The following is a 22,497-nucleotide window of genomic DNA, read 5'->3' as shown; positions in this document are numbered from 1 at the left end:
GCAGGAAGCATATGGCAACGTTTACCAAAGAAGAAGCTAGAAAGCGCCGTAAGGTTCGCATTCGCAAAAAGATCACGGGCAGCGCTGTGCGCCCCCGACTGGTAGTGTATCGTTCCAACATGCACCTGTACGCCGCCATAGTAGACGACGCACAAGGCGCTACGCTGGTAGCTACTTCCACTCTCAGTCTGGTAAAAAATGGCCAGACAGCCCGTTGCAACAAAACTGGTGCTGCCCTGGTGGGCCAGGAAATTGCACGTTTGGCGAAAGAAAAGAACATCTCCAGCGTTGTATTTGACCGTAACGGCTACATCTACCATGGGCGTGTCAAGGCAGTGGCCGACGGCGCTCGTGAGTCCGGCCTTGAATTTTAACGGCAGCAGGTAGTTTCATGGAACTTAACGAATCTGGCTTGATTGAGAAAATAGTTTCCCTCAATCGTGTGGCAAAAGTGGTAAAAGGCGGCCGTCGTTTCAGCTTTTCAGCTCTTGTAGTTGTTGGCGACGGTAAGGGTGCTGTTGGGTTCGGCCTTGGCAAAGCCCAGGAAGTGCCCGAAGCACTCCGTAAAGCCACAGAGCGCGCCCGCAAGTCCATGGTGCAAATTCCCCTTGTGGAAGGCACCCTGCCTTATGAAGTGCTGGGGCGCTTCGGTGCCGGGCGCGTGCTGTTAAAGCCCGCCTCCCGTGGTACTGGTATCATCGCTGGCGGTCCTGTGCGCGCCGTTATGGAAGCAGTTGGTGTTTCAGACGTGCTTGCAAAAGCTATTGGCACCAACAACCCGCACAACGTTCTCCGCGCTGCTGTAGAAGGCCTGGCCTCTCTTCGCAGTGCAGAATCCGTAAGCGAAGTGCGCGGCAAAAAGCTTACCACCCCCCGGAAGTAAGCCAGCGGTTATTGCTTGGCTCCGGTCAACCAAAGGTGCATTCAGATGATTAAAATAAAACTGATCCGTAGCCGTATTGGCTCCAAACCCAAACAGCGCGCTGTGCTGGATGGGCTTGGGCTGAGAAAGATCAATGCGGTGAGAGAATTCCAAGATGGTCCCGCCCTTCGTGGTGCGATTGAAAAAGTAAAGCACATGGTGGAGGTGGTACAATAATGTTACTGCATAACTTATTCCCCTTCCCAGAGCAGCGTAAAACTCGTAAACGCGTTGGCCGTGGCTCTGGCTCCGGTCTTGGTTGTACAGCGGGTAAAGGGAACAAAGGGCAAAACGCTCGCTCCGGCGGCGGTGTGCCAGCAGGCTTTGAAGGCGGCCAAATGCCCCTTCAGCGCCGTCTTCCTAAACGCGGCTTTAAAAACTACCCCTTTAAAACAACCTACAATGTGGTGAACCTTTCCCGCTTGTTGGAAGCTTTTGAAGGCGAAACTGAAATCTCCCTTGAAGCCATTTATGGCCGCGGCCTTGCTGTGAACGGTTCCCCCGTAAAAATTCTTGGCGATGGGGAAGTAACCCGCGCCCTGAAGGTGGAAGCTCACAAGTTCAGCGCCCAGGCACGTGAAAAGCTTGAAAAAGCAGGCGGCGCAGCCAGCGCATTGGAAGGCTAAGCCGTGTCTGCGCAAGGGGCGAAAAGCTTGGCGCACATGCCTGAGCTTTGGAAAAAGCTTGGCTGGACGTTTATGCTGCTGCTCGCATACCGGGTGGGTATTCACGTACCTCTGCCCGGTATTGACCCGGTAGCAATGGCAGAGTTCTTCAAGAAATTTGCCTCCAATAACCTTATCGGCATGCTCGATATGTTTTCCGGCGGTGGGCTTAGCCAGTTTTCTATCTTTGCGCTGGGGGTAATGCCTTACATCTCGGCTTCCATCATCATGCAATTGATGCAGGTGCTTAACCCCGACCTCAAGCGCATGGCGCGTGAGGAAGGGGGGGCCGGGAAGAAGAAGGTCACCCAGTACACCAGATACCTTGCTGTGCTTATTTCCGCTGTGCAAGCATTTGGTCTTGCCAATCTTATTCAGGGGCAGAAAAGTCCTGTTACTGGAATGAGTGTTGTACTTGAAGCGGGGCTTATGTTCCAATTCATTACCGTACTCACCATGACAACAGGTACCATGTTGCTTATGTGGCTTGGGGAACAGATTACGACCAAGGGCATTGGGAACGGCGTATCCTTGATTATTTTTTCAGGTATCGTCGCCTCCATTCCCAGGGCTGTGATCAATACTGTTTCACAAATCGGGGCAACAATTTCACCCCTAGTTGGAATTGCTCTTGTAGTGCTTATTCCTGTGGTTATGCTTGGGATTATTTTTGTGGAACGTGCCCAACGGCGCATTCCCGTGCATTATGCCAAGCGGCAACAGGGGCGCAAGGTATTTGGTGGCCAAACCACGCACTTACCCTTGCGGTTGAACACTGCGGGTGTTATTCCTCCCATCTTTGCAGGTAGCTTGCTTATGTTTCCTGCAACCCTGGCCGAGTTTGCCTCTGCCCCATGGTTGCAGAACATCGCCCAGATGTTCCGGCATACAAGCCTTGTGTATAACCTCCTTTACGTGGCTCTCATTATATTCTTCTGCTATTTCTACACAGCTATCATTTTTGATCCCAAAGATATTGCTGAGAATCTGAAAAAGCAGGGTGGCTTTGTACCAGGCATCCGTCCTGGTGATAAAACACAAGAATATATTGACGCAGTGCTTACCCGCATTACCCTTTGGGGTGCCATGTATATTACTGCTGTCTGCATCTTGCCGGTTATTCTGCAAACACAATTCGGCATTCCGTTCCTTTTCGGAGGAACCAGTGTACTGATTGTGGTTGGGGTAGCCATGGACTTCATGAGTCAGGTAAATTCTTACCTTATTTCCCGGCAGTATGAAGGCATTCTTGGCAAGACAAAGATAAAGGGACGGTATCAATAGTGAAGGTTTTCCGCGGCGTTTTTCTTAAAAACGAGAATGAAATTGGTGTAATGCGTGAGGCCAACCGGTTTGTTGCTCAAATTCTTGAAGCAATGAGCAAGGAAGCTGCCCCAGGCGTGCCCACCATGCGCTTTGAAGAAATAGCCCAGGACCTTTGCAGAACGTATAATGTTCGCCCAGCATTTATGGGGTATCAAGGTTTTCCTTTTGCCCTTTGTTGTTCGGTGAATGAAGAAGTGGTACACGGCTTCCCATCCCAGCGGCTCCTGAAAGAGGGAGACATTGTTAGCTTTGATATGGGTGTTGAGTACCAAGGTTTTATCGGCGATTCCGCCCGCACTGTTGCAGTGGGGGCGGTAAGCGCCGAGGCTGAAAGGCTGATGCGTGTTACAAAGGAATGCCTGATGGCTGGCGTTGATGCAGCCAAACCTGGTGGCAACCTGCGCGATATTTCAGCAGCCATTCAGACACATGCTGAAAAGCATAATTTGGCAATAATCCGGCGTTTTGTTGGGCACGGCATTGGCCGTAGCCTGCACGAAAAGCCAGAAGTGCCCAATTTTGTTCCCGCTTTTGGGGCTTCATTGCCGTTAAAAGTGGGCATGGTGCTGGCCCTTGAGCCCATGTTAGCCTTGGGAACCCACGAAGTGGACATTCTTGCGGATAACTGGACTGCTGTGACCAGGGATAGAAAAATTTCTGCCCATTTTGAACACAGTGTGGCCATTACGGCAAAAGGCCCGGAAATATTAAGCCTGGCTTAATCATGCCTCGTTCTGTTTGGGATTTTTTGGTTGACTCGCTTTTTGAGCGGTGCTAGTAATTTCCGTTCTAACGTGAATCCCCCCCCTTGACAGAATGAATAAACAGTTTGTGGAGTATGTCATGAAAGTACGGCCTTCGGTGAAAAAGATTTGCGCTAAGTGCAAAGTAATTCGTCGCCATGGCATTTTGCGTGTAATTTGCGATAACCCCCGGCACAAGCAGCGCCAGGGCTAGGCAACGAGGAGTTTCCAGTGGCCAGACTCGCAGGTGTAGATTTGCCACGCGGCAAGCGTGCCGATATCGCTCTTACCTATATTTTTGGAATTGGCAGAGCCACAGCTTTGCGTATTCTTGACGCGAAAGGAATTGACTGGGCGCGAGGTATTGATGACCTCTCCTCTGATGAAGTCAATGAACTTCGTAAAGAAATTGAACAAAACTACAAGGTCGAAGGTGACCTTCGTCGTGAGGTTGCAGCCAACATCAAGCGTTTGATGGACGTAGGTTGCTACCGTGGCCTGCGCCACCGCAAGGGTTTGCCCCTGCGCGGGCAGCGTACAAAAACTAACGCACGCACCCGTAAAGGGCCGCGCCGCGCTGTAGCAAACAAGAAAAAATAGGGGCGCACCCCCTGTGCTTCCATGCACAGCTAGGGGAACCGTTATTTAATCGCAATCCATCGAGAGTGTGACATGGCAAAAGCCAAACGTTCTGTGAAAAAGAAGGAAAAGAAAAACGTGCCTGTGGGGCTTGCCCATATTCAGGCAACGTTTAACAATACCATAATTACATTTACCGATACGCGCGGCAATGCCATTAGCTGGGCGAGCTGCGGCCAAGCCGGTTTCAAGGGCTCCCGTAAGTCCACTCCTTTTGCTGCGCAAGTTGCTGCCGAACAAGCTGCACGTAAAGCACAGGAAAACGGCATGCGTACCGTAGGCGTTTATGTACTTGGCCCTGGCTCTGGCCGGGAATCTGCCATGCGTGCAATTAACAACGCTGGTTTTAAAGTGGCTTTTATCCGTGATATTACTCCCATTCCTCACAACGGTTGCCGCCCTCCAAAGCGGCGTCGCGTTTAAGCTAAGGAGGAAGACCCTTGGCCAAGTATAATGAATCCAAATGCCGCCTTTGCCGTCGTGAAGGTAGCAAGTTAATGCTTAAAGGCGACCGTTGCTTTACGGATAAATGCGCCTTTGATCGTCGCCCTTATGCACCTGGGCAGCATGGTCGTACCCGTAAAAAGGCAACAGACTACGCAACCCAACTGCGTGAAAAGCAAAAAGTGCGCCGCATGTACGGCGTTCTTGAAACGCAGTTTCTTAACTACTTCACTAAAGCTGACATGGCAAAAGGCGTTACAGGTGCAAACCTGCTTATAAGCCTTGAACGCCGCTTGGACAGCGTAGTATACCGCTTGGGTTTTGCCCATTCCCGCCAGCAGGCACGCCAGCTTGTTCGCCACGGTATCTTTACGCTGAATGGCCACAAGGCCAACATTCCTTCCCAGCTTGTTAACGTTGGTGACATCGTTGAAGTGCCTGAGAAGAAGCGTAAAATTGCTGTCATTGCAGACGCTCAGGGTGCTATTGCCCGTCGCGGTTGCCCTGCATGGCTTGAAGCTGACGCCTCGGCTTTCCGCGGTGTTGTGAAAGCGATGCCGCAACGTGAGGACATTCAGAGCCCCATCAACGAGGATCTGATCGTCGAATACTACTCCAAATAACGGGTGAATCATGATCTTTAAACATGGTGACAGGCTCATCAACGCACGGAACTGGTCGGAACTGGTAAAGCCGGAGCACGTTATACGTGCTTCCGGTGCAGAAGACCGTCTGTACGGCAAGTTTGTCTGCGAACCGCTTGAGCGGGGCTATGGTACGACCATGGGCAACGCGATGCGCCGTGTACTTCTTTCTTCTTTGCAGGGCGCAGCGTGTGTTTCCGTCAAGTTTTCCGGTGTGCAGCACGAGTTCACCACCATAGAAGGCGTACTTGAAGACGTTACAGATATTATACTGAACGTGAAACAAATACGCTTTGCCATGGATACGGAGGAACCGCAGCGTCTGACCCTTTCCGTTTCCGGAACAGGCACTGTGACTGCTGCTGGCATTAAATGCACACAGCATGTAGAAGTGCTGAACCCGGAACTGCACCTGTTCACAGTAACTTCGCCCCTTGAGCTTGAAATTGAATTAGAAGTACGTATGGGGAAAGGCTATGTGCCTGCTGATATGCATGAAGGGCTCGGCGAGGACATTGGGCTGATTGCCCTTGACGCCAGCTTTGCTCCTGTACGGAAAGTGGCATACACAGTTGAGCAGGCTCGTGTTGGGCAAATGACCAACTACGACAAGCTCCTTCTTGAAGTTTGGACCGATGGGTCTGTTAGCCCTGAAGACGCTTTGTCTTATAGTGCTAAGATACTGAAAGACCAGCTTACTGTGTTCATTAACTTTGATGAGGGCATTTCTGCCGCTGCGGAAGGAAGCAGCAGCGGCGTGAGCGAACTGAACGAAAACCTGTTCAAGTCCATTGACGAGCTTGAGCTTTCTGTTCGCGCTACCAATTGCCTGAAAAGCGCCAACATTACGCTGGTAGGCGAAATTGTACAGCGCCACGAGGCTGACATGCTGAAGACGAAGAACTTTGGCAAGAAGTCTTTGGATGAAATCCGCCGTGTGCTGGATGAAATGAGCCTTGATTTCGGCATGAAGTTGGATAACTTCGAAAAGAAATATCAGGAATGGAAGAGGAAGCAGCAAAATGAGACATAAGAAAGCAGGCCGGAAGTTCAACAGAACGCCCTCCCATAGAAAGGCACTGTTAAAAAACCTTGCTATCGCACTGGTAAAAAATGGGCGTATTACAACTACCCTTGCCAAGGCTAAAACCCTTCGCGGCGTTGTTGAACCCCTTATTACCCTTGCGCTTCGCAACGACGTTCACGCAAGACGCCAAGCCTATGCAACTCTTGGTGACAGAACCCTTGTTGCCCGTCTTTTTGACGAGATTGGTCCGCTGTTTACCTCCACAGGTGGTTACACCCGTGTAGTTAAGCTTGCTCAGCCACGCAAGGGCGATGCTGCCCCTCTAGCCATTATTGAGTTTGTAAAGCAGCCTGCCGCCAAAAGTGAAGCAGGGGCAGAGGCGAAAGAAGAGGCTTAGTCTTAAGCGCTTTTCAAAAATGAAAGGGCCCTGCGGGGCTCTTTCATTTTACACTCCCTGAACAGGGCAGGGTGAAAAAGGGCAGGCTCAGTGAGCTTGCTTGACAGCAGCCATTATATGGTTTAAATAGTCCTGCTTTGTTTTGAACACCTATGATAATACCGGAGGAGCATAATGCCCACCATTAATCAGCTCATTCGTAAAGAGCGCAAGGCAATTTTGAAGCGCAAGAAGACTCCTGCTCTTCAAGAATGCCCGCAGCGGCGCGGCGTGTGCACTCGCGTGTATACAACAACGCCGAAGAAGCCAAACTCTGCGTTGCGTAAAGTTGCCCGCGTTCGCTTGACCAACGGCCTTGAAGTGACAGCTTACATTCCTGGTGAAGGTCACAACCTTCAAGAGCACTCCGTGGTAATGATCCGCGGTGGCCGGGTAAAAGACCTTCCTGGTGTCCGCTACCACATTGTGCGTGGCACCCTTGATACCGCCGGTGTGGCGGATCGTCGTAAAAGCCGCTCCAAGTACGGTGCCAAGCGTCCTAAATAAGGAGTTATTCCATGCCGCGTAAAGGTCCAGTTCCAAGAAGAGAAGTGCTGCCTGATCCTATTTATAATAGCCGTCTTGTAGCTCGTTTCATTAACCGTCTCATGTATAACGGCAAAAAAGGCGTTGCAGAAAAAATTCTGTACGGTGCCCTTGCCCAGCTTGGCGAAAAAACCAATGATGAGCCTTTGAAGGCTTTTGAAAAGGTTGTTGAAAACGTTAAGCCCCAGTCTGAAGTTAAAGCTCGCCGCGTTGGCGGTGCTACGTACCAAGTGCCTATGGATGTGCGCCCTGACCGCCAAATTTCCCTTGCACTTCGCTGGCTTATTTCTTACTCCCGTGCACGCGGTGAGAAAGGTATGGTTAACAAACTCACTGCTGAGTTTCTTGATGCATACAACAGCCGTGGTGGTGCAGTGAAAAAACGTGAAGATACCCACCGTATGGCCGAAGCAAACAAAGCCTTCGCCCATTACCGTTGGTAGCCGGGAGTTGAAGAGTGTCCAGACAAACCTCACTTCAAAATCAGCGTAACTTCGGCATCATGGCTCACATTGATGCTGGCAAGACCACTACAACTGAACGGATTTTGTATTACACCGGTGTTTCCCATAAAATTGGCGAAACACACGATGGTGCAGCCACCATGGACTGGATGGCCCAGGAGCAGGAGCGCGGTATTACCATTACCTCTGCTGCCACAACATGCTTTTGGAAAGATCACCGTCTGAATATCATTGACACCCCTGGGCACGTTGACTTCACAATGGAAGTGGAACGTTCCCTGCGCGTGCTTGATGGTGCCATTGCTGTTTTTGATGCTGTGGCTGGTGTTGAGCCACAGAGCGAAACCGTTTGGCGCCAGGCAAACAACTACGGTGTTCCCCGTCTTTGCTTTGTAAACAAGATGGACCGTGTTGGTGCGAACTTCTTCCGTTGTGTTGATATGATTCGCGACCGCCTGAAAGCAAAGCCGGTTGTGCTCCAAATTCCCATCGGCGCAGAAGACCTTCTTGAAGGTGTTGTGGACTTGGTTACCGAGCAGGCCATTGTGTTTGATAAAAGCACAAAAGGCAAAGAGCTTGTGGTAACTGCAGTACCAGACGACCTGAAAGAAAAGGTTGCTGAAATGCGTGCTGTGCTGTTGGACTCCGTTGCTGAAGAAGATGAGGTTTTGCTGGAAAAATATCTTGGTGGTGAAGAGCTTACCGTCGAAGAAATTCAAACCTGCATTCGTCGCGCAACCATTGGCCAGAAAATTGTCCCTGTTCTTTGCGGTTCTGCCTTCCGTAACCTTGGTGTGCAGCCTTTGCTGGATGCTGTGGTAGCTTACCTGCCTTCCCCGCTTGATATTGAGCAGATGGTAGGTATAAACCCTGATAAGGAAGAAGAAGAAATTGTTTGCCACAGCGATGACAATGAACCCCTTGCAGGGCTTGTGTTCAAGCTGTTTTCCGACCCCTACATCGGGCACCTTTCCTTCTTCCGTATCTATTCCGGGATGCTTGAGTCTGGCCAAACTGTGCTGAACACAACCACCGGGAAAAAAGACCGTGTTGGTCGTTTGCTGCAGATGCATGCCAACAAGCGCGAAGAAGTGAAATGGGCCGGCGCAGGCGACATTGTTGCTATTGTTGGTTTGAAGCAGGTTTCCACAGGCGATACCATTTGTTCCGTTGATCGCCCTGTGAAGCTTGAGTCCCTCAATATTCCCGAGCCAGTAATTGAAGTGGCCATTGAGCCCAAAACAAAAGCTGACCGTGATGCCCTTTCTGCTGCACTCAACAAGCTTGCCAAAGAAGATCCTTCCTTCCGCGTAAAAGGTGACGAAGAAACCAACCAGACTCTGATTGCTGGTATGGGCGAATTGCACCTTGAAATCATTGTTGACCGCCTTACCCGCGAATTCAACGTGAACGCCAACGTTGGGAAACCACAGGTTGCCTACCGCGAAACCATTTCCAAGCCTGGCAAGTCTGACATGAAGTATGCCAAGCAGTCTGGTGGTCGCGGTCAATACGGCCATTGCGTCATTGAAATCGAGCCGAACTTTGAAAAAGGGTACGAGTTTGTGAACAGCATCAGTGGTGGTGTTATTCCTAAGGAATACATTCCTGCCATTGATAAAGGGATTCAAGACGCCCTGAAGAGCGGTGTGGTTGCTGGCTTCCCCGTAGTAGACGTGAAGGTAACCCTGACATTCGGTTCCTACCACGAGGTAGACTCCTCCGAACAGGCCTTCTACATTGCTGGTTCCATGGCTATTAAAGAAGCTATGCAAAAAAGCGGCCCTGTGCTGCTTGAACCCATCATGGATGTGGAAGTTGTTACCCCAGACGACTATGTTGGCGAAGTTATGGGCGACTTGAACAGCCGCCGGGGCCGTGTACAAAGCATGGAAGCCCGCGTCGGTTCACAAAGCGTTCGCGCCCAGGTGCCGCTTTCTGAAATGTTCGGGTATGCAACGGACCTTCGTTCCAAAACACAAGGCCGTGCTAACTTTACCATGCAGTTCCATCACTACGAACGTTTGCCTGCAAACCTTGCAGAAGACGTTGTGAAGAAGAAAAACTAATCCTTTTTTTCTCTTCTAATAAAGCGCGCCGCAGCAATGTGGCGCGCTTTTTGTATTACTAAGAGGATAGCATGTTTTAGGGCAAGTTTTGCCTCGGTAAGAACCAAGGCAGAGTCTTGCCCATGAATTCCGTTGACTCTTATTGGTGCCCCGTTCCATTGCCCAGGCATTGAACTCACCATCAATCTTTTTTTGTCATTGAGGTATACAATGGCGTATCATGATTTTCCCTGGCAAAAAGGTTCTTCAAACAGCTTTCATAAACTTCTCTCCCTTTCCCTTCCTGTATTACAGGGCAAACGGGTGCTCGATGTTGGCTGTAATGAAGGCTATTTCTGCGGCTGGGCTGCATTCCAGAAGGCATCTTATGTACACGGCATTGATTATAGCCCGCAATTTATTGCCAATGCCAAGGCATGGTTCCCTTCGTGTTCCTTTTCCTGCTCAGACTGGAATTCTCTTGGCTCCCGCATGTATGACGTTATTTTATGCCTTTCCGCCCTGCATTATGCGCCGGACCAGGAAGCGTTTATTCACAGGCTAATGGAACGGCTTGACCCCAGCGGTGTACTTGTTTTGGAAATCGGGGTGGTTGAAAGTGAGGAAGACTCCTTTGTTCCTGTAAAAAGAGCCATGCGACAAGGGGAATATGATATTCGCCTGTTCCCTACGTTTGCCAAAGTTTCCAGCATGCTGGCTTCCTATGCCTTTAAATATATGGGGCCCAGTGTACAGCAGGCAGGTGACCCATTAGGCCGCCACGTGTTCCATGTGCAGCACAAGCGGCCCCTGGCTGTGTTGTTCATGGACGCCCATTATTCGGGTAAAAGCAGTGTTGCCAGCGCGCTCTTACGCCCCGAAATCCCGCGAATATTCGGCGAGGCACTGTACCACAAGATAGCTGATGGCGGCGTTGCCACGAGTGATGCCTTGAAAGCCCATATGGTGTTTGTGGAAGGGACCCGGCACATGATTCCCCCGCAAATTACACGTGCCATTGCTGCAAGTGGCCTGCTCCCAGAGTTTGTGCGCTTATGCTGTTCATTGGCTGGTGGAAAGGATTTTGTGCTGGAACAGTATATTCCAGAAGAATATCGCCTTGAGGTGGCTGGCGTTTGCCAAGATGCAGGTTTTTTCGTGGTGGATGTGGCTTTGTTCTCTGCTTATGGAGGTAGGAACTGGGTCACTAAACGCCCGCCCTATGCCCATTATCTAGCCTATAGCAAGTATCTTGAACGACAATACCTGATAGATGAAGAAGCGTACCTTGCGGCAAACCCGGATGTGGCGCAAGCCGTGGCTGATGGGGCAATGCCCAGCGCCAGCTACCATCACTGGTATTTTGGTAAAGAGCAAAAACGCAGGCTCCGTCCAGGCCAGTAGCTTTTCTCACTTTTCTGCCATAAGCAAGCGCCGCAGTTCCCCGTTCAAAGAGATCTGCGGCGCTTCTGTTATTGCAGGTATGGTGAGTACGGCCGCATGTTGCTTGCGCGGCCTCTATTTCTATTGCTCTCTCCTCATTCCTTAATGGGCATCGGCCCAGGTGTGGCCAATGCCAGCTTCAACCAGCAGGGGCACAGAAAGGGTTTCGCTCCCTGGGGTGACAGCCTCCATTAGCTCTGCCAGGCGCTTTGCTGCGGGTTCGGCGTTGTGCGGGGCAACCTCCAGCAGCAATTCGTCGTGTATTTGCAAGAGCAGGCGTGCTTCCAGTGCTGCAAGCGCGGCATCGTTTTCCACGGCAATCATGGCCAGTTTAATAATGTCTGCTGCGCTGCCCTGAATGCGGGTGTTAATGGCCTGGCGCCGGGCCTGAGAACGTAGCTGGTTGTTGCTTGAAACCAGGTCAGGGGTAAGCCTGCGCCGCCCTGCCATGGTGGCTACAAACCCATTTTCCCGCGCTTCTTCTTCTATAGAGTCATAAAACTCTTTCAGGCGCTGGAATCTGGCAAAATAGCGCTCTATAAATTCTTTGGCTTCTTTCATGGGGATTTGCAATTCAGCCGCCAGTTTTTGCGCCCCCATGCCATAAATAAGGCCAAAGTTAATAGTTTTGGCATTACGCCGCTGGTCTGGCGTCACTTCCTGCAAGGGGGTGTCAAACAGTAAGCCAGCAGTGCGGGTGTGAATGTCTTCATTGTTTCTGAAGGCTGAAAGCAGGGTCGCGTCTTGGGAGAGGTGTGCAAGTACCCGCAGCTCAATTTGCGAATAATCAGCACACACAAGCACTTTTTCCGGAGCTGCAATAAAACATGCCCGCATGCGGCTACCAAAGGCGCCGCGCACAGGAATATTCTGCATGTTGGGGTTGCTGGAAGAAAGTCTGCCTGTTGCCGTGGCTGTTTGGTTAAATGTGGTGTGTATGCGGCCTGCGGCATCTGCCAGGCGTGGCAGGGGTTCAAGGTAGGTCGACCGCAATTTTTCCAGCTTGCGGTATTCCAGCAGCGAGTTGATGATGGGGTGCTTTCCCTGGAGTTTTTCCAGTGCTTCCTGCGAGGTGGACATGGCCCCCCCCTTTGTTTTGCCTGCCTTGGGCAGAGCCAGGCTGGTAAACAGCACATCGGCCAGTTGTTGGCTGGAACGAATATTAAAGGGGAATCCAGCCTGTTGGTAAATACGTAGGGTAAGCTGTTCTAGGTTTTGCTGCACTTCCTGTAAAAAGTCGCTGAAGGCAGTTGTATCCAGGGTAATGCCCCGTTCTTCCATGCGGGCCAGAACAGGCACCAGGGGCATTTCCAAGCCAGTAAAAACAGGCATCAGGTCCAGGGCCAGCAATTGTTCTTGCAGGTATTCTGCCAGGTCCAGGGCCAGCAAGCCAGGGGCTTCTTCCACTGTATGCAGGCTGGCGCTTTGCTCGGCATAGCGGTGAACAAGTTGGGTAAAGTCATAGGTACGTTCTTCCGGGCTGAGCAAATATGCGGCCAGGGAAAGGTCGAACCATGGAAGCGTGGCAACGCCGTTCAAGGTAAAATATGTGGTACACAGGGCTTTGGTATCTGCCCCCAGAACGTGTGCGCTGCTTTCGTGCAGCCATTGGGCCAGGTCGTGTGCAGGGCCGGTATATATTCGCTGCCATGTTGTGGAAGCCACCAGCATATGCTCCCCCTGGGGCAACAGGGCAATGCGCTTGCCTGTTTGTGGCAGTTGAGCTGTGGTACTGGCAATTGCAACAGTAACAGGTACCACAGGGGCCGCAGGAGGTGCAGAAGCCATGTCCAGCAGGCTACCTTGGCCCATGGGTTGCTGGGCCGGGGCGTGGCCGGGGGAAGGCTGCGCCCCATGGGAAGCAGGAGCGGCTAAGAGCAGTAGCCCCTGTTCTTGTCCGCCAGCGGTTCCCCGGCGCGAAGTTGCCTTGCTTTTGGTGCTGTGTTTTTGTCTTGTTTCTTCTTGTGAGGCAAAGGGGTCTTGTTCCGCAAGAGGGGAGGTTACTGGCCCAAAAAGGCCAGTGCGTTCCATGGAAGCCACTTCCCGCATGAGAGAGCGCAACTCATATTCCTGTAAAAAGTCGAGCAGCTTGTGCATGTCTGGTTGACGAACGCTCAAATCTTCCAGAGTTGGTTCTGTACACACATCCGTTCGCAGGCGTGTGAGTTCTCGGTACATGAAGCACACGTCGTGCATGCCTGCAAAGCGAGCCTGCACTTTGGCTGGCAAGGAAGCCAACCCTGCAAACAGTGTTTCCAACGTGGGGAATTTATCAATAATGCCCTGGGCCGTTTTGGGGCCAACCTGCGGGACCCCTGGAATATTGTCGCTACTATCGCCAATAATAGCCTGGTAGTCTGGCCAGGAATCTGGCTGCATGCCTGTTTCTTCAATGAACGAAGCCAGGGTGGTGACGCGTTCATCTTTACTGGCCGGGTCCCACATTACCACCTGCTGGTGCAGGCATTGCTTCAGGTCTTTATCCGCCCCCACAATAACCACAGGCTGTTGTTCACGAAAGCGGCAGGCCAAGGAAGCGATGTAGTCATCCGCCTCAAAACCGTTGGCTACAATCAAGGGCACGCCCAAGAGTTCCATAAGTGCCTTGATGGGCTCTATTTGGGCCACAAGCGGTTCTGGTGTGGCTGAACGGTGGGCCTTGTATGCTTCAAAAAGATCTTTACGGAAAGTAGGCCCTTTGCCGTCCAGAACAAACGCAAAGTGCTTGGGGCGTTCTTCCCGCAGCATCTTAAGAAGAATACGGGTTACTATGTACAGGGCGTTGGTGGGGAAGCCATCAGACCGGGCCATGTTCTGAAAAGCATAATACCCCCGGTATACAAAAGCGGAGCCATCCATGAGGTAGAGTGGTTCGCCTGCCAAGCCAAGCCGTTTGCGTAAAGACATAATACGTTCCTTGGGAAAAGTGAGTGAGCGTGTTGAGTACCCTTAAATGGGAACGCAACTTTTGGCAATGCGCAAGGGTGGGTTTGTGGCGATACTGGCAGGAAATGGTGGCTCAGGGGTAATTTATTGCTGCTGTATGCTGGAAGGGGTGGCCACTGGCTGGTTCAGAGTTTGGCCCAGAGGTTGAACAGGGTAGTCTTGCCAGGGCATTGCTGCCTCTTGGGGGGTAGGAGTGGCCCCAGGCTGGTGCGCGGCTTCTGGGCACTCCTGTGCGGTTTGCTGGGGTTGTTGGTGTATTGATTGTTGCGTTGTCTGGAGGGGGACTTCAGCCCCCGGCACTGGCAGGTTACGTACCCCGGAAAGTATTTTGTCTACCAGGGCATCCATAATGGCCCCGCCGGAATAGCCTGCCGTGGCAACAATAGCCGACTTTATGGAGGGACTTAGGTCAATGTCCTGCAACAGCAGGTGCACCACAACCCCTGTGAAGCCGGAAATGATAATGCCCCCGGAAAATTGCTTCCAGGAGGTTGCGCCAAAACGGCATGCTCGTGCCAGCCCGCCCAGCATGGCAAGCATGGCAGGGGCGGCAATGGCTTCTATAAGGGTGTTGATATCACGCATCATGGGAAGTTCCTTCAGGGTTGTGCTGCTTTGGCTTGAAATCTGTTTGTATGCCAAGCCGTGGCATGGCGCGGTTGTGCAATAGTCGTCATTCATTCCAACAGGGCTGCAATATCAGCCGCGGGGCTATTGGGTGTTCTGGTCCTTATAGCTGGCATAGGCTTGTGCAAGGCGTTGGTGGTAGGCATTCTGGGCATAACCGGGGCCGTTATAGGCGCGGGCAAAGGCTGTCCAGTTATGTGAGGCAAGGTGCCCAGCCAGGCCGTGTGTTTTCACAAATTGCACAAAAGCGGCAAGGTGCTCTTCTTCCCCTTTATGCATGGCAGTGACAAAGGCACCAACCGTGGCAAAACCGCATGCCCTGTGGTTGTGCCCCATAATTTGAAATAACCCCCATGAGGCTGAACACAGAGCCGCTTCTTCATGAATGCTCCGTGCTGTGGTAAGGCGACCCCATTCCCCAGTGCTGGTGCTGTAGTGCGCTTTTGTCCAGTGAGGAAACACAAGGCTTGGGTAGGCCTTGCAAAGGCTAGCTACATTTTCTCCCCGCATGATGAGCTGACGGTAGAAAATGTGTCCTTCAAAAAGAACGGTAGGGCGGTCATCTGGTAAGAAACCGCGTCCTGTACTTTCCACACGCAGCACGGCCTGCACCGCAGGGGCATCGCATTGCAGTTGTTTTGCCGCAGTTCGAATGTGGGGCATGGTAAGGCTGTTTGGCATCAAAACTCTCCTTATGTGTTTGATGCCAGCCTAGGGGGGCTTTTGCCGGGGGGGGGAGGGAAGCTGGGAGGAAGAGGAGGGTGATGTAGGGGGCCTTGCAACGCTTGACGGCCATTAGCGTGACCTAGTTATTGCAATAAAAAACCCCTGCTGGGCAGGGGGGAGCAAGGGGAAAGCACGATTGGGGGCTGCGTGGCTATTGCCCCGTCAATCGCCACAGGTGTAGGGTCATGTATTCAGCAGAGTAGCCTCCTTTTTCGTTTATGACGATGGGGGCCCCGTATTCGTGCCACTGGCGAATTTTTTCACGGCTCACTCCAAATGCAGCCTGAATTTCTGCCAATGAACGCAGGGGAGTGGGTTGCATCACTACAGTGATACCTTCAATGGACTGTGCGCAGTTATTTTGTGCGGGGGCACGCTTGGCAACGGTTCGTACCATGGGGGAAGCTCCTTGGGGAATTGGATAGTGCTGGGTATGCATCATGCAGGTTCTGGTTGTGTGATACACGTCCCACGGTGAATGCACCACTCTGGCAAGGTATGCTTCTGCTGGGTCTCTCGTAGCTCTTTGGGCAGCGTGTCTTTGTCAATAATCCGCTTGGGACTTTTTACAAAGAGTTGGCTCTCTAAATGAAAAATGCCCTTCTTCCTGCTTTTCGAGGAGAAGGGCATTTTGGGGAACTGTTATTCAGCGGTTTTCCTGCTATACAACGCAGTTTCTTCCCTGCTCTTTTGCCTTATATAAATTTGCATCTGCCCGTTTAATCAGGTCTTCCAGGCTTTCGGGAATTTCAGATTCCTGCAAGGCAGCAACACCAAAGCTGGCCGTAACGGTGCTGCGTATTCCTTCTTCTTCAAAGGGGTGCTGGCTTATGACATTACGAATAAATTCTGCTTTTGCCTGGGCTCCCTTTAAAGGAGTGTCAGGCAGTAAAATACAAAATTCTTCTCCCCCATAGCGGCATAACCAGTCTGTTTTCCGCAAGTTTTGCACACATAAGGCAGCCGTTGTACGCAATACATAATCGCCATAGGGGTGGCCATAGCTGTCGTTGAGTCGTTTGAAAAAGTCCAGGTCAAACATGATGACACTTAAAGGGGCTCTTGTGCGCCATGCCTGTTCAAGGGTAAGCTGCCCGCGCTGAAAGAAAAAGCGCCTGTTGTAGACTCCTGTAAGGGGGTCACGGTTGGCCTGTACTTCCAGTTCATTTACAATGTTTTTAAAAGAAGTGATGTTGTAAATGGTAATGCTGTAGCCCAGCAGCTTGCCCCGGGCATTTACGCGGTTTATGGAAACATTATAGGTGCGCAATGTGCCGTCATAACTGCGGGTAAATTCTTGTTGCACACCGTCATTGGCACTGAATGCGCTGGCAGTAAAAGGCAAAAAGGCCATGGCGTCCAGGTGCTGGCCTATGGGTGTTTTTTCCAGTTCGGGAAACAGCACCTTGCTGGTTCTGTTACTCATCATATAGGTGCCATCCTGGTCAAACAGCAGTACCCCTTCAAGCATATTTTCCACCACATTATCTTTAATGATGGAAGAAAAGTTTTGCATGCCATACCGCTGCATGGTGAAAAAAAGCAACAGCAGGGTAAAGACCAGCCCAAAGGGAGTGATGTCTACCACCCGTGAACCGATGAGCAGTAAAAATGTGCCTGTGGTGAAAAAGGGAATCAGGCCGGAAACCAAAAAAAGGGATGCCTGTTTGCGAAAACGCGGAGTTCCGTGGCGGTATTGCTGCACAATGGTAAGAATACCAGCGACGTTTATGCCGAATTGATAGAACAGGCGGTAGGGGTTAAGTGGCCCGGGAATAAAGCCAAGCTGGCTAATGGCTGGTTCGCCATAAAATTGTATGCCGGTGAACAGTAGGCTGTTACTTTCCCAGGTGTAGGCAAGATAGGCGAAAAAAATGGGCACTACCAGCATGGCCAGCATGGTACTATTTTTTAACGGCTTGCCGCAATATTCCCTAACGGAAAAAAACCAGATGGTAGGGATGAAGGGAACACCAAGGTAGGTGATGCGCATAGCCACTTTTGCGGCGTCATAGGTAGTGCTGACAACTTCAAAAAAGTTGCCCAGCAGGTAGAATACCACGGCCAGGGCCAGCAAGCTGAAGTAGAGCGATTTAAGCGTATCTCGCTTGAAGATTGAAGCAACACAAACTGCAATTGCCCCCAAGGCGGCTAAACCGGAAAGAATGACCATAAAATTGGAACCCTGTTTATAATGATCCCCTGTAGGCAATAAAAAATTGCGCCGGGGGCTAGAGTGTGGGTTTATGCGAAAGTAGAGATTATGATACAGTATTCAGGCCGTTTGCAGCAAGCTTTTTTGTACGTCTGGCTTTTACTAATTTTAGAAGAAATGATGCCGCAGGAACGCAGGTGCAGCCATTGACTGCAAGGGGGAAGGGGAGGGCGTAAATTGACAAAGGCTATGGGCTGTGTAAAGTATAATAGAACAGGGAGGCATGCCGCTTTCTAGTGGACGCTGCGCGGGCACCCGCGAAGCGTGCCGTTTTTTTTATTATACCAGATTGTTACTTTGATAACCCAATGCGCTACTTGATAAATCAATGTATACTTTCAAAGTTACAATGCTCTGGGGATGTGACTATGTTTGAAACTGATACAGTGCTTTATGCATTTGGGCTTACGCTCCTCGCGGGGCTTTCCACTGGAATAGGCTCTGGCATTGCTTTTTTTACCCGGCAAACAAACACCCGCTTTCTTTCCCTCGCTCTGGGTTTTTCAGCCGGGGTCATGTTGTATGTCTCTTTTGTAGAAATATTCCCCAAGGCACGGGCAGCACTGGGGGCAGAAATTGGCCCAGACCTTGCTTACTGGTATACGGTGGCGGGTTTTTTTGGTGGTCTTCTTCTTATTGCCGGCATAGACAAATTCGTGCCGGAGTATGAAAACCCGCACATGTTGCATTCCGTGGAAGAAATGGATTCCGGGGTAGAGCAGTTGCCCAAAAATGAAGGGCATGACTTTGCAAAATTGAAGCGAACAGGCATGATGGCAGCCCTGGCCATTGCCATTCACAACTTTCCAGAAGGGCTGGCAACACTCACTGCCGCGCTTACAGACCCGGAACTTGGGTTTGCCATTGCGGTGGCCGTGGCCATACATAATATCCCAGAAGGCATAGCCGTTTCAGTGCCCCTTTTTTATGCCACAGGAAGCCGTAAAAAGGCTTTTTTCCTTTCATTGCTTTCTGGCTTGGCAGAACCTGTGGGGGCAATGGTGGGCTATTTTCTCCTTATGCCGTTTTTCTCTCCGGCAGTGTTTGGCGTCCTTTTTGCTTCAGTTGCAGGCATTATGGTGTTCATTTCCCTGGACCAGCTTTTGCCCGCAGCAGAAGAATATGGTGAACATCATCTTTGCACCTATGGCCTGGTTGCTGGCATGGCTGTTATGGCGTTTTCCCTTCTTTTGTTGGAGTAAGCGCGGGCTGTTTCCCTTGCCTTACAAAATGTAAATTTTGGGTAACCGGTGAATACAATAAACCGCCACAGGCACAAGGCCTTGTGGCGGTTTATTGGTGTAAAGGGCATAAGTATTGAGGGATTGCGCTTACGCGGGGTGCTTATTTAAGCCAGCGGGCAAGGCAAGTGAAGAGCTCAAGTGCATTAATTGGCTTGGTTATATGGTCATTCATGCCAGCGTGAAGGCTTTTTTGCTTGTCTTCCTGCATGGCGTGGGCTGTCATGGCAACAATTGGCAGCGAAGCAAACCGTATTTGCTCCCGAATCTTTTTGGTGGCAGTTAAGCCATCCATTTCAGGCATCTGAATATCCATAAGTACCAGGTCAAACGGTTGTTGTTCCAGGGCACGAATGGCTTCGGCTCCATTATTGGCAATGTGCAGACCAAGGCCATACTGGGTGAGCAAATCTTCTGCCACCATTTGGTTCAGGTCATTGTCCTCGGCCAGCAGGATACGTTTTCCTGAAAGCCCTTGGGTGAGTTGGTGGATACGGTTGTCTTCCTCTTGCCTGCCTGACCTGTGCAACATGTTGCCAAAAGCACGAATTATACTTTCATATAAGGAGGACTGAGAAAGAGGGTTGTGTAGCACAGCATGAATGGGTTCTTCTGCTTCCAGGGGGTTTGCTTCCCTGGCCAGGGCCATGATGATGGGAACAACGTGTGGCTGGCCAGCTACCAGTTGTTCTGCGATAGTATGCAGGGAGCCTTTCAATTTATCGCTGATGAAAATAAGGGAAAACTCACCAGCCCCGGTGCTTATGGGTAACGACTGCACCACGGCAAGGCTGGTCGCCAGCACAACCTGCTGGCAGCCAAATGAATGCAGCAGCTCACGCAGTAGCGCTCCTTCTGCTCCATCAGGGCTAAGTATAAGTATTTTGAGCTCTCCCAGTCCCCCCATGGTGGTGCCGGAAGAATTTTCCACTATGGGGAAACGGGCTGTAAAGTGGAATGTGGAACCTTGCCCAAGGGTACTTTCACACCGAATATCGCCCCCCATGAGGGTGACAAGATTTTTGCAAAGAGTAAGGCCCAGCCCGGCACCCCCGTAGCGACGTGTTGCAGTTGTGTCTGCCTGGTAGAAAGCGTCGAAGAGTGTCACCATATGTTCTTTGGAAATGCCAATTCCACTATCTTGTACAGAAAAGTGAAGGGTTCTCTCACCATTACACTCTTCTTTTATGGACACCTCCATGGTTATGGTGCCCTTGTCCGTAAATTTTATAGCGTTGGTCAGTAGGTTGGTGAGCACCTGGTTAAGCCGCAAAGGGTCGCCCAAATAGCAAATGCCTGTGGGGGTGGCAATGTTCATGGTCAGATGCAAGTTCTTTTCTGTGGCGCTGGCGTGAACCATGTCGTGTGCTCGGACCATAATGTCTTCAACGCTAAAGGGAATATGCTCCATTTCAAGCTTGCCGGAATCCACCTTGGAAAAGTCGAGAATATCGTTGATGGTGTGGAGCAGGGCCTTGGAGGCAAAATCAATTTTATCAAGATAGTTGCGTTGCTTTTCCGAAAGCTCGGTACGCAGCACAAGGTGCATAATACCCATAATGGCATTCATGGGTGTTCTAATTTCATGGCTCATGTTGGCTATAAAGTCGCCCTTTGCTTTGTTCGCTTGCTGTGCCTCCAGGGCAAGGGTGCTGGCCTTGGAGGCTGCCATGGCAAAATTTGTGTTGGCTTCTTCAAGGGCTTCGTTGGCTTGCCGTAAACGATCATTTGCTTCATGAACTTCAGTAATATCCAGGCTGGTCCCATTGGTTTCAATAATGTTGCCGGCAAGATCAAATACAGACTTTGCTGAGGTACGCATCCAGCGCAGGCTACCGTTTTTGTGCAGCATTTGGATGCTGATTTCCTTGAACACGGGAGAAGCGTTTTGCAGGAAAGGATTATGAGTATATTGGGAAGCATTGGCCAAAAGCACACGCCAGTCTTTGCCAATCAGTTCCTGAGGGGCATAACCAAGAACGGATTGAACCCTTTCAGAAATGTAGGCGATACGATGTTGGCTATCCAGTGTCCATAAAACTTCGCCCGTGGCTTCTGCAACATTGTAAAATCGCTGTTGTGATTGCAAAAGCGCCTGGTTGACAAGGCGTTTGTGAATGGCTGTTCCCACCAGGGTACCTGCTGCACGCAAAATACTTTCTTCAGGTTCGCTCCACATGTGTTCTGAATGGCAGTTGTCAAAACCAATAAATCCCCACAGTTCACCATGAAAAAAAATGGGTGCTGTAAGAATGGAAATGATGCCCTGTGGAGAAAGCTGTTCCTGTTCTTCCCAGGGCATGTTTCGCACCAGGTTGTTTACACAGTGTCCTGCAATAAAAGTGGGAATCCATGTGGGGATAGCTTCAGAAACGGGCCTGTTGGTGCAAATTTCGCTGTCTTGTTGTGGTTCTGCGCCCACGGACCACTCATAAAGTTGCGTGGTGTGCAGTTCAGGGTTCACTGATGGGTTTGGGCTGGGGTGGATGCTCCATATATACACTCTGTCAACGTTGGTTGCTTCGCCAAGCAAGCCCAAAACCTGATTAATAACTACATCAAAATTATCTTCTTCAGAAAGAAGCAACTGTGCGGCTTTGCTTGTTACTTGGAGCAGAACATCGCGCCGGGCCAAATCTTCAACAAGTTTTGCAGAGTCTTGTGTGCTTTGGGAGAGAAAAATCGCAGTAACTTCTTGCTGTTCATTCAGTAATGGGTGCGCTGTTAGGGTGAGCTGCCTCGCTCCTACAGGAAATTCAGCTTGATTGTTGAACGAGATAGGCTGTTTCTGGGCAATACATTGTGCAAATACCGCTTTATACTCTGTGGCAATAGCTGAAGGCAATGCTGAAAATAAATTCGATCCAATGATACTGCTTCGTTTTTTCATGAACAGACTTGCCATATCTTCTGTACAGGAAAGAAAAATACCCTCTGTTGTGTGCAGTGAGTAAAGTCCTGCCAGAGTGTTCATGATGCAGTGAGCATTGGATGCCTGAAAAAGTGGGGCCCAGCTATACATAATGTTGCTCCTCCGTGAAGCAGAAAAACCGCATGGAGTTGAGTGGAATAGTCACTCGAGAAAGAAGCAATACTGGATTTGACATAGAAGAGCTTGAGACAAAAACAATAATGCTGTTCTTGGCTGTAACTTACTCAATAAATAGATATAAAGCAAGGTGACAACATTGTGAAAACGTGAATGGTTATGGAGTACTATTGTCTGAAATGTATATAAACTTGGCAATTAATGCTAGCGTACGTAATGAATAACCTAGGGTGAAGGCAACTCCCTTCCTTTATGGCCAATAAAAAAGCCCCCTGGCCGCGTTTGGCAGACAGGGGACCAATATGGAGTCGGGAGTATTGCCATGGAGGCTTATGTTAACATCTTC

The 22,497-nt window shown here is 50.6% G+C and carries 23 protein-coding genes; 17 read left to right on the top strand and 6 right to left on the bottom strand.

Features of this window, described 5'->3' with window-relative positions; all coding sequences use genetic code 11:
- Window positions 1-11 precede the first annotated feature (11 nt).
- The 16 genes from rplR (at window position 12) to G497_RS16790 (ending at window position 11,308) form a co-directional block, all read left to right on the top strand.
- Window positions 12-374, top strand: a complete 363-nt coding sequence (gene rplR, locus G497_RS0104865) for a 50S ribosomal protein L18 (protein WP_027187311.1) — start codon at window positions 12-14, stop codon at window positions 372-374.
- Window positions 375-391: 17 nt separating this feature from the next.
- Window positions 392-883, top strand: a complete 492-nt coding sequence (gene rpsE, locus G497_RS0104860; protein WP_027187310.1) for a 30S ribosomal protein S5 — start codon at window positions 392-394, stop codon at window positions 881-883.
- Window positions 884-928: 45 nt separating this feature from the next.
- Window positions 929-1,099: a 50S ribosomal protein L30 gene (rpmD, locus tag G497_RS0104855; RefSeq protein ID WP_027187309.1), complete on the top strand. Its 171-nt coding sequence runs from the start codon at window positions 929-931 to the stop codon at window positions 1,097-1,099.
- Complete coding sequence (rplO, locus tag G497_RS0104850) at window positions 1,099-1,548, top strand: 50S ribosomal protein L15 (protein WP_027187308.1); 450 nt, start codon at window positions 1,099-1,101, stop codon at window positions 1,546-1,548. Before rpmD ends, rplO begins: the two co-directional genes overlap by 1 nt.
- 3 nt (window positions 1,549-1,551) lie before the next feature.
- Window positions 1,552-2,871, top strand: a complete 1,320-nt coding sequence (gene secY, locus G497_RS0104845; protein ID WP_027187307.1) for a preprotein translocase subunit SecY — start codon at window positions 1,552-1,554, stop codon at window positions 2,869-2,871.
- Complete coding sequence (map, locus tag G497_RS0104840) at window positions 2,871-3,635, top strand: type I methionyl aminopeptidase (RefSeq protein WP_027187306.1); 765 nt, start codon at window positions 2,871-2,873, stop codon at window positions 3,633-3,635. Before secY ends, map begins: the two co-directional genes overlap by 1 nt.
- Before the next feature lie 121 nt (window positions 3,636-3,756).
- Complete coding sequence (rpmJ, locus tag G497_RS19765; RefSeq protein WP_084515990.1) at window positions 3,757-3,870, top strand: 50S ribosomal protein L36; 114 nt, start codon at window positions 3,757-3,759, stop codon at window positions 3,868-3,870.
- A 17-nt stretch (window positions 3,871-3,887) separates the two neighbouring features.
- On the top strand, window positions 3,888-4,256 hold the full coding sequence (rpsM, locus tag G497_RS0104835) for a 30S ribosomal protein S13 (protein ID WP_027187305.1): 369 nt from the start codon (window positions 3,888-3,890) through the stop codon (window positions 4,254-4,256).
- A 72-nt stretch (window positions 4,257-4,328) separates the two neighbouring features.
- A complete protein-coding gene (gene rpsK / locus G497_RS0104830) occupies window positions 4,329-4,718 on the top strand; it encodes a 30S ribosomal protein S11 (protein ID WP_027187304.1) in 390 nt (129 codons plus the stop codon).
- Window positions 4,719-4,735: 17 nt separating this feature from the next.
- A complete protein-coding gene (rpsD, locus tag G497_RS0104825) occupies window positions 4,736-5,362 on the top strand; it encodes a 30S ribosomal protein S4 (protein ID WP_027187303.1) in 627 nt (208 codons plus the stop codon).
- Window positions 5,363-5,372: 10 nt separating this feature from the next.
- Window positions 5,373-6,416: a DNA-directed RNA polymerase subunit alpha gene (locus tag G497_RS0104820; RefSeq protein ID WP_027187302.1), complete on the top strand. Its 1,044-nt coding sequence runs from the start codon at window positions 5,373-5,375 to the stop codon at window positions 6,414-6,416.
- Window positions 6,406-6,807: a 50S ribosomal protein L17 gene (gene rplQ, locus G497_RS0104815; RefSeq protein ID WP_027187301.1), complete on the top strand. Its 402-nt coding sequence runs from the start codon at window positions 6,406-6,408 to the stop codon at window positions 6,805-6,807. Before G497_RS0104820 ends, rplQ begins: the two co-directional genes overlap by 11 nt.
- Before the next feature lie 174 nt (window positions 6,808-6,981).
- Window positions 6,982-7,353: a 30S ribosomal protein S12 gene (gene rpsL, locus G497_RS0104810; protein WP_027187300.1), complete on the top strand. Its 372-nt coding sequence runs from the start codon at window positions 6,982-6,984 to the stop codon at window positions 7,351-7,353.
- An 11-nt stretch (window positions 7,354-7,364) separates the two neighbouring features.
- The gene (gene rpsG / locus G497_RS0104805; RefSeq protein ID WP_027187299.1) at window positions 7,365-7,835 is read left to right on the top strand and encodes a 30S ribosomal protein S7; all 471 of its coding nucleotides are present in this window, start codon (window positions 7,365-7,367) and stop codon (window positions 7,833-7,835) included.
- A gap of 59 nt (window positions 7,836-7,894) precedes the next feature.
- The gene (gene fusA, locus G497_RS0104800) at window positions 7,895-9,925 is read left to right on the top strand and encodes an elongation factor G (RefSeq protein WP_439328858.1); all 2,031 of its coding nucleotides are present in this window, start codon (window positions 7,895-7,897) and stop codon (window positions 9,923-9,925) included.
- A gap of 210 nt (window positions 9,926-10,135) precedes the next feature.
- Window positions 10,136-11,308 (top strand): class I SAM-dependent methyltransferase, encoded by a 1,173-nt coding sequence (locus G497_RS16790; RefSeq protein WP_051257848.1) that lies wholly within the window; start codon window positions 10,136-10,138, stop codon window positions 11,306-11,308.
- Window positions 11,309-11,449: 141 nt separating this feature from the next.
- Here the strand turns inward: G497_RS16790 and polA are convergent, their stop codons facing one another.
- The 5 genes from polA to G497_RS0104765 form a co-directional block, all read right to left on the bottom strand.
- The gene (gene polA / locus G497_RS0104790) at window positions 11,450-14,254 is read right to left on the bottom strand and encodes a DNA polymerase I (RefSeq protein ID WP_027187297.1); all 2,805 of its coding nucleotides are present in this window, start codon (window positions 14,252-14,254) and stop codon (window positions 11,450-11,452) included.
- Between the two features lie 123 nt (window positions 14,255-14,377).
- Complete coding sequence (locus G497_RS0104785; protein WP_027187296.1) at window positions 14,378-14,881, bottom strand: phage holin family protein; 504 nt, start codon at window positions 14,879-14,881, stop codon at window positions 14,378-14,380.
- Between the two features lie 123 nt (window positions 14,882-15,004).
- The gene (locus tag G497_RS16785; RefSeq protein WP_051257847.1) at window positions 15,005-15,601 is read right to left on the bottom strand and encodes an N-acetylmuramidase family protein; all 597 of its coding nucleotides are present in this window, start codon (window positions 15,599-15,601) and stop codon (window positions 15,005-15,007) included.
- Between the two features lie 196 nt (window positions 15,602-15,797).
- Complete coding sequence (locus G497_RS16780; RefSeq protein WP_034636695.1) at window positions 15,798-16,043, bottom strand: hypothetical protein; 246 nt, start codon at window positions 16,041-16,043, stop codon at window positions 15,798-15,800.
- Window positions 16,044-16,307: 264 nt separating this feature from the next.
- Window positions 16,308-17,819, bottom strand: coding sequence for a histidine kinase N-terminal 7TM domain-containing diguanylate cyclase (locus tag G497_RS0104765; protein ID WP_027187293.1), 1,512 nt, complete (start codon window positions 17,817-17,819; stop codon window positions 16,308-16,310).
- Window positions 17,820-18,229: 410 nt separating this feature from the next.
- Here G497_RS0104765 and zupT point away from each other — a divergent pair, with 410 nt between their 5' ends.
- On the top strand, window positions 18,230-19,063 hold the full coding sequence (gene zupT / locus G497_RS0104760) for a zinc transporter ZupT (RefSeq protein WP_027187292.1): 834 nt from the start codon (window positions 18,230-18,232) through the stop codon (window positions 19,061-19,063).
- A 142-nt stretch (window positions 19,064-19,205) separates the two neighbouring features.
- On the opposite strand, the gene G497_RS18980 is transcribed toward zupT, so the two are convergent.
- Window positions 19,206-21,689, bottom strand: coding sequence for an ATP-binding protein (locus G497_RS18980; RefSeq protein ID WP_169726970.1), 2,484 nt, complete (start codon window positions 21,687-21,689; stop codon window positions 19,206-19,208).
- Between the last annotated feature and the right edge of the window lie 808 nt (window positions 21,690-22,497).

This window comes from Desulfovibrio cuneatus DSM 11391, from assembly GCF_000430005.1.
Lineage (GTDB): Bacteria > Desulfobacterota > Desulfovibrionia > Desulfovibrionales > Desulfovibrionaceae > Frigididesulfovibrio > Frigididesulfovibrio cuneatus.
Note: the sequence above shows the minus strand (reverse complement) of the source record. Positions and strands in the feature narration are given on the sequence as shown.

Coding starts and splice junctions, on each gene's coding strand:
- polA (WP_027187297.1), bottom strand. CDS start 14,254: ATGTCTTTACGCAAACGGCTTGGCTTGGCAGGCGAACCACTCTACCTC.
- rpmJ (WP_084515990.1), top strand. CDS start 3,757: ATGAAAGTACGGCCTTCGGTGAAAAAGATTTGCGCTAAGTGCAAAGTA.
- G497_RS16785 (WP_051257847.1), bottom strand. CDS start 15,601: ATGCCAAACAGCCTTACCATGCCCCACATTCGAACTGCGGCAAAACAA.
- G497_RS0104765 (WP_027187293.1), bottom strand. CDS start 17,819: ATGGTCATTCTTTCCGGTTTAGCCGCCTTGGGGGCAATTGCAGTTTGT.
- G497_RS16780 (WP_034636695.1), bottom strand. CDS start 16,043: ATGGTACGAACCGTTGCCAAGCGTGCCCCCGCACAAAATAACTGCGCA.
- rpsG (WP_027187299.1), top strand. CDS start 7,365: ATGCCGCGTAAAGGTCCAGTTCCAAGAAGAGAAGTGCTGCCTGATCCT.
- rpsK (WP_027187304.1), top strand. CDS start 4,329: ATGGCAAAAGCCAAACGTTCTGTGAAAAAGAAGGAAAAGAAAAACGTG.
- rplR (WP_027187311.1), top strand. CDS start 12: ATGGCAACGTTTACCAAAGAAGAAGCTAGAAAGCGCCGTAAGGTTCGC.
- rpsE (WP_027187310.1), top strand. CDS start 392: ATGGAACTTAACGAATCTGGCTTGATTGAGAAAATAGTTTCCCTCAAT.
- G497_RS0104820 (WP_027187302.1), top strand. CDS start 5,373: ATGATCTTTAAACATGGTGACAGGCTCATCAACGCACGGAACTGGTCG.
- rplO (WP_027187308.1), top strand. CDS start 1,099: ATGTTACTGCATAACTTATTCCCCTTCCCAGAGCAGCGTAAAACTCGT.
- G497_RS0104785 (WP_027187296.1), bottom strand. CDS start 14,881: ATGATGCGTGATATCAACACCCTTATAGAAGCCATTGCCGCCCCTGCC.
- G497_RS16790 (WP_051257848.1), top strand. CDS start 10,136: ATGGCGTATCATGATTTTCCCTGGCAAAAAGGTTCTTCAAACAGCTTT.
- fusA (WP_439328858.1), top strand. CDS start 7,895: ATGGCTCACATTGATGCTGGCAAGACCACTACAACTGAACGGATTTTG.
- rpsL (WP_027187300.1), top strand. CDS start 6,982: ATGCCCACCATTAATCAGCTCATTCGTAAAGAGCGCAAGGCAATTTTG.
- rpmD (WP_027187309.1), top strand. CDS start 929: ATGATTAAAATAAAACTGATCCGTAGCCGTATTGGCTCCAAACCCAAA.
- zupT (WP_027187292.1), top strand. CDS start 18,230: ATGTTTGAAACTGATACAGTGCTTTATGCATTTGGGCTTACGCTCCTC.
- rplQ (WP_027187301.1), top strand. CDS start 6,406: ATGAGACATAAGAAAGCAGGCCGGAAGTTCAACAGAACGCCCTCCCAT.